At 35.9% G+C, this 5,953-nt stretch carries 5 protein-coding genes; 1 reads left to right on the top strand and 4 read right to left on the bottom strand.

Translation table 11 applies throughout. The features are described from left to right. The 3 genes from AC1DUW_RS19365 to AC1DUW_RS19355 all read right to left on the bottom strand — a co-directional run. The coding region (locus AC1DUW_RS19365; RefSeq protein ID WP_477643228.1) for a GDSL-type esterase/lipase family protein at positions 1 to 438 on the bottom strand (438 nt) is incomplete at its 3' end. A gap of 514 nt (positions 439 to 952) precedes the next feature. Next, positions 953 to 2,140, bottom strand: coding sequence for an MFS transporter (locus AC1DUW_RS19360; protein WP_377373991.1), 1,188 nt, complete (start codon positions 2,138 to 2,140; stop codon positions 953 to 955). A 62-nt stretch (positions 2,141 to 2,202) separates the two neighbouring features. Then, positions 2,203 to 4,389: a PAS domain S-box protein gene (locus AC1DUW_RS19355; RefSeq protein ID WP_477643227.1), complete on the bottom strand. Its 2,187-nt coding sequence runs from the start codon at positions 4,387 to 4,389 to the stop codon at positions 2,203 to 2,205. A gap of 390 nt (positions 4,390 to 4,779) precedes the next feature. On the opposite strand from AC1DUW_RS19355, the gene AC1DUW_RS19350 reads away from it, so the two are divergent. After that, positions 4,780 to 5,688, top strand: coding sequence for a YitT family protein (locus AC1DUW_RS19350; RefSeq protein WP_053346480.1), 909 nt, complete (start codon positions 4,780 to 4,782; stop codon positions 5,686 to 5,688). Between the two features lie 106 nt (positions 5,689 to 5,794). Here AC1DUW_RS19350 and AC1DUW_RS19345 read toward each other — a convergent pair whose 3' ends face one another. Then, positions 5,795 to 5,941 (bottom strand): cold-inducible protein YdjO-related protein, encoded by a 147-nt coding sequence (locus AC1DUW_RS19345; protein WP_477643229.1) that lies wholly within the window; start codon positions 5,939 to 5,941, stop codon positions 5,795 to 5,797. Between the last annotated feature and the right edge of the window lie 12 nt (positions 5,942 to 5,953).

The following is a 5,953-nucleotide window of genomic DNA, read 5'->3' as shown; positions in this document are numbered from 1 at the left end:
GTCATAATCAAACAGGGTTTGGCCTTGTTGAAATAAATCGTTCCCGCCAATAGTAATTAAAATAACATCAGCTGTATGCAATTGGCGTTTCACTTCCGTTTGTTTCACCTGCTGCACCAATTCTTGAGACACTTGTCCATTAATCCCAAGATTATGAATAAGCGGTTTGCTATTATATTTACTTTCCAAATCTTCCACGACAAGGCCGACATAGCCCTTCCCTGTTTCATCACCAGTTCCGCGCGTCAACGAATCCCCTAATGCAACTACTGTAAAGTCTTCCGGGAGGTTTTTTTCAATGGGGTTTGTTTCATTTAAACCTATATCAGAAGCCTTTTTTCCATAATAATCAATTATCGCCCATCCAAGACAAAATAAAAAAAACAGTCCGATAACTACTGATACAACAGTAACAGCGAGCACTTTGGTTTTGCTCAATAACACTCATCCTTCCATACATTCTCTTCCTTCCATTAAAACACATTATTTCCAAAAATAAAAAAACTGAATAGGTCTCATTACAAAATCAGAGGAAATCACCACACCGTAATTCTGCTCTTTTTGACAAATACATTGTAAGCAAGTGTCCCAAAATATTGTGCCAGGCAATGAAGTTAGCACTATAGGAACTGCAGCAAGGGGTGGAAAATGAGCAGTGGCCAACTCAGCACCTAACTACTTTTGTCCCCAGATTTACTTTTTCTTTAAAAATAAATTTAACAATAAGAACTAATTTCTTTATCTTTTTAATACTTTTTTTATTTTTCTTAGCTACAGCAGACGCTGAATCAAATACACAATTACACATTAATTATCTCTATTGGATTTTCAGTAAAATACTAAACTTTTTTGCAATAAAATATTTCCACTGAAAATAGACCTATTCGCTATAACGAATAGATCTATTTAATAAAAAAAAATAATATAAAATACACCTTCATGCTGAACAAAATTATTTCCAAAAACTAGTTTTCATTCTTCCAGGTACTTTCTCAAGCCTCATGAGCCACACTGTTAGAAGCATCCCCATAAGTGTGAGCAAACTGTAAAATAAGTACACCATATAAATCCCTGATTTATCCAAGATTATTCCGCCGCTAAAGGTACTGAACCAGTTACCTAACCCATTACCTATTGCAGAATAAAGCGTTACTGCAGTAACTGTTATATGAGGTGGGACGACTTCTCTAATATATTGTAAAGCTGCAGGAATGAATAAGCCCAGTGAAAAACCTTGGATCATGGAAGTCACATAAACTATTGCCAAACTTGGTTCCGTAAAATAAAACAACCAACGAACCAACGAAGCAATTCCAGCCAATAAGGTGATTGGAAGCAGGCCTAATTTATTTATCCAGCTGCCGGCCATCCTCATAAATGGTATTTCCGACAATACAGCTAGCAAGAACGCAATACCAATTCCTGTATATGTTCCGCCCCTTGCCTCAACAAATAGGCCATAATAGACATTATTGGCAAGGTTAGGGCCGAAGATTAGAAATGTTACAGCAAGAAAGATTAGGAAACGTTTCATTGTTACCAGTTCTTTCATCCCACTGAAAAGTTTTGCCTTTACTTGAGGAGGCTCTTCAGGCAAGCGTAAAGCTAGAAGAGCCGCGATTAATAGACCGATAAAAAAGGCGTAAAATATAACAGAAGGACCAATAAATGATTCCGATAACTTTCCCATTACAAAAACAGCCACACCAAAACCAAGCGAACCGAATAAACGTATTTTTCCATAATTCGATTTGATTCTTGTTGTATATTGAAGGGTAATACTATCTGAAACCGGTATAATGGCACTTTGAAAGATTGCCAATACAACTGCGACAGATACTAAAAGTAAATAGGGTTCGAAGAGCAAGTATCCTAAGCCAAATAAACCAGCGAGCAACGATGTCATTGCAAGAATTTTAGCAGGTTTTCCGCTCCAATCACAGACAATACCCCAAATTGGCTGAAAAACGATCATTACTATCGGCCCGACAGACATAATAGTTCCTATTTCAATTCCATTTAACCCCGCCTCATTGGCTAAATAAACACTTAAGAGCGGTGTTAAACTTCCCACAGCAAAAAACGAAAAAAGATAAAAAATCTTCAAACTTAAAATATTAGCCTGCTTTTGTTTTTCCAAATCCAGTATCCCCCATGCGGTCATCTTCTTCAAAAATATCATATACATGCATTAAATACATATTATACAAGCCCCGCTTTTTCTTCAATTCCATCATTGGAAAAATCCTTTACCATTTCCATAGGAAGCACAATATTAAAAACAGTACCTTTGTTAACTTCGCTTTCTACAAATACTCGCCCTAGGTGGCTTTCAATGATTTTAAAGCTAATCATAAGTCCTAACCCATTACCGGATTTTTTCGTCGTGAAAAATGGTTCTCCAATCCTCCTGAGCTGATCGGGAGGCATACCAACTCCCGTGTCGATTATGGAGATATGTACTTTCTCTTCTTTAATTTCTGTAACGACTTTTATTTCTCCCCCGTCAGGCATTGCTTCTATCCCATTTATAACAAAGTTCAATATGACTTGTTTTAAACGATTCTCATCACATCTAATTAGAATTTCCTCGTGATAACAATCAAAGGAAAGAATAACATTCTTCTTCCATGCATTAAACTCTGTTAGTGATAAAACATTTTGAATAATCGGTACTATATTCTTCGTTTCCAAAATCAGGGACTGTGGTTTGGCCAGTTCTAAGAATTCTTCAACTATCTCATTTACACGGTTGATCTCATCCATAATAATTCCTAAGTACCCAAGTCTATCTTCATCTTTTTCATCTAATTGTAAGTATTCAGTAAACCCTTTCATCGAGGTAAGTGGATTCCGAATTTCATGTGCAACACCAGCAGCAAGCTGGCCGACTGCAGCCAGTTTATCCTGTCGATGAAGCATCTCTTCAGTTCGTTTACGCTCCGTTATATCATACCGAAGAGCCAAAAACTGAAATGGTTTTCCTTCCACAGTATAAAATGGAACGATTGTTGTATCGACCCAATAATAACTGCCATCTTTCGCTCTATTTCTAATTTCGCCATTCCATACTTTCCGATTATAGATGGTCTTCCACATATCATCGAAGAATTCCTTTGAGTGATATCCAGAATTAACCAATTGGTGAGTGTGACCAATTAACTCACTTCTCTTGTATCCGGAAACCTCTGAGAATTTATCGTTTACATCGACAATGACCCCTTTATCATCGGTAATCGCTACTATGGATGATTGGTTAATAGCATAATACATATCCTCTAATTCCTTAATTGAGACCCTTAGGTCGCTTTCCGCTCTTTTTCGACGGGAAATATCCGAACGAATAGAAATATATTGATATGGTTTTCCCTTTTTCATAAATGGTACGATTGTAGTATCCACCCAATAAATCTCGCCATCTTTTGCCCGATTACAAATTTCCCCATTCCACGTTTTTCCTTTTTTGATTGTGCACCAAAGGTCAGCGAAAAACTCTTGAGGATGATAACCAGAATTAATGATAGAATGACTTTTTCCAATCAGTTCATGTTCTTCATATTGTGAGATTTCTATAAATTTTTCGTTAACATATGTAATGATTCCTTCTGCATCAGTTATAGCTACAATAGAAGATTGATCCAAAGCATAACGGATACCACTCACTGTGCTATCACTCTTTGCCAAACGCCTTCCAACAATCGTGCTAGAAGCAATTAAACTGGCAAGGATAAATAATGAAACAAAACAGACTAAATATAAAATAAACGGGCTAAGTTGAACAAATTCATTTTTCTCCTTTTCTCCAGTAACCGGAAACACTCTCAAAAAAAGAAAATACCCTTCGATGATTGCCACACTCATAATTAGAGTACTGACTGGCTTAAGGGAAGATTGACTTACTTTATTTATATAAAATAAGACTAGCAGCGAGATTAAAAATAAGCTAAAAATAATGAGTAGCGTAATAACAAGTAACAAAGGGTTAAATTGCACAGCGTTGTTTAAAGCAAACATGCCCATTATATAATTCGACAAAATCGCCATCGTAAACATAAAACTGCAAAAAATCATTTGTAGTAACTGTTGTTTATAAGAAATAGCTAATAATCCTACCCCTGCGAGAACTACGCCTATTGCTAATGAAAGCATTATCGAAGCAAAATTGTACGCTGCCTTTCCCGTATGCTCAAAAGTAAATATGACCACAAAATTTAACGTCCAGATAGCTACTCCCATAGAGCAAATGCTACCTATATACAAAAGACGTTTGTATTTTACTATTGTAATTAATGTTGTCAGTAAATCTAACGCCGTATAACACGCCATAAATATCAAAAGTACGGCAATCATAAAAAGGATAGGATTAGATGATACAATTGATTGTTCCATGGTTTACATTTTCACCTCTGTCATTCTATTCTCCTATATTGTAATGGAAGTTTGTTGTACCTTAAAGGCTTTTATTTCTTAATACCTATCTATTTACACATATTATCTTCCTCGCTCTTCATTTTTCTAAAGAAAACAAGAAGTTTTTTTAATAAATGCAGTAAAATGAGAAATACTATTCTTCTGTATAGAGTAAAATAGAAAGTGATTGTGAAGTGACAAGCATTCATATAGGGCTTTTTCATTGCATGAAACAATTAACTACATATTTACACTGGTTATTATTTAAAAAGTATATTAATTAAGAATGTTAATTTCTTTATTTAATTATACCTATAGGTTTATAATTAAATAGTACATTTATAGAGAGAAGGAGTGGGGGGCATGATTATGTCAGACTTGGCAAACACAAATACAACAGAAATTATGCAAAAGAAGACCCAGCATAAAAAATTAACACTAAGGCAAATATTACAAAGAGGTCTTTTAATTACAATCGGTGCTGTTTTAATGGCTGTCGGCCTCGAGATTTTTTTAGTACCAAATAATGTAATAGACGGTGGTATAACAGGTATATCTATTATGTTATCTTATATCACGGGCTGGAAGCTCGGTATCTTTCTTTTTGTTTTGAATCTCCCTTTCTTTTTTATCGGTTATAAACAAATTGGAAAAACCTTCGCATTATCTACTCTATATGGGATTTTAGTCCTTTCCATAACCACTACATTGCTTCACCACGTACCAGCTTTCACTCAAGATATCCTCCTTGCATCCGCTTTTGGCGGAATGATTCTTGGAATTGGTGTTGGAATGGTTATTCGATATGGCGGTTCTCTAGATGGAACAGAAATTCTAGCTATTCTAGCTAGCAAGAAGCTTCCTTTTTCTGTTGGAGAGATTGTCATGTTCTTTAATTTATTCATCCTTGGCAGTGCTGGCTTTGTTTTTTCATGGGACCGTGCCATGTATTCGATTATAGCGTATTTCGTAGCTTATAAAACGATGGATATTGTTATCGCTGGTTTGGATGAATCTAAATTTGTTTGGATTATCAGCGATGAGTTTGGAGATATCGGTGATGCAATTATGAGTCGGCTTGGTCGAGGTGTGACCTTTTTAGCTGGCGAAGGTGCTTATTCAGGAGACGATAAAAAGGTTATCTTTTGTGTAATAAATCGCCTTGAGGAAGCAAAACTTAAAGATATAGTCAAAAGCTTTGATCCATCTGCCTTCCTTGCAGTCGGAGATATTGCTGAAGTTCGTGGGGGCCGGTTCAAGAAAAAGGATATTCACTAATCTTCCTTATCTTTATTTTTACTGGCTATTTGCTACATCTACTTAAAAAAGCAAATAGATAAAAAAAGCTGAAGGGGAATCCCCCTTCAGCTTTTTTTATAAAGACTTAATAGTTTCTTGGATTGTTGATTGCTTGAAGCATTCTAGTGCCGGGTTTCATTTCGCTGCCACATAGTGGACAAACGTGCTCATCATTACTTGTAAAGTTATCGCGGATCCAGCCTTTACAATCTTCTGATGTACATTCCCACACCTTTGTTTCTTC

The sequence above is a fragment of the Peribacillus sp. P4_C12 genome (genome assembly GCF_056402095.1).
This window is presented reverse-complemented; position numbering and strand designations above follow the sequence as displayed.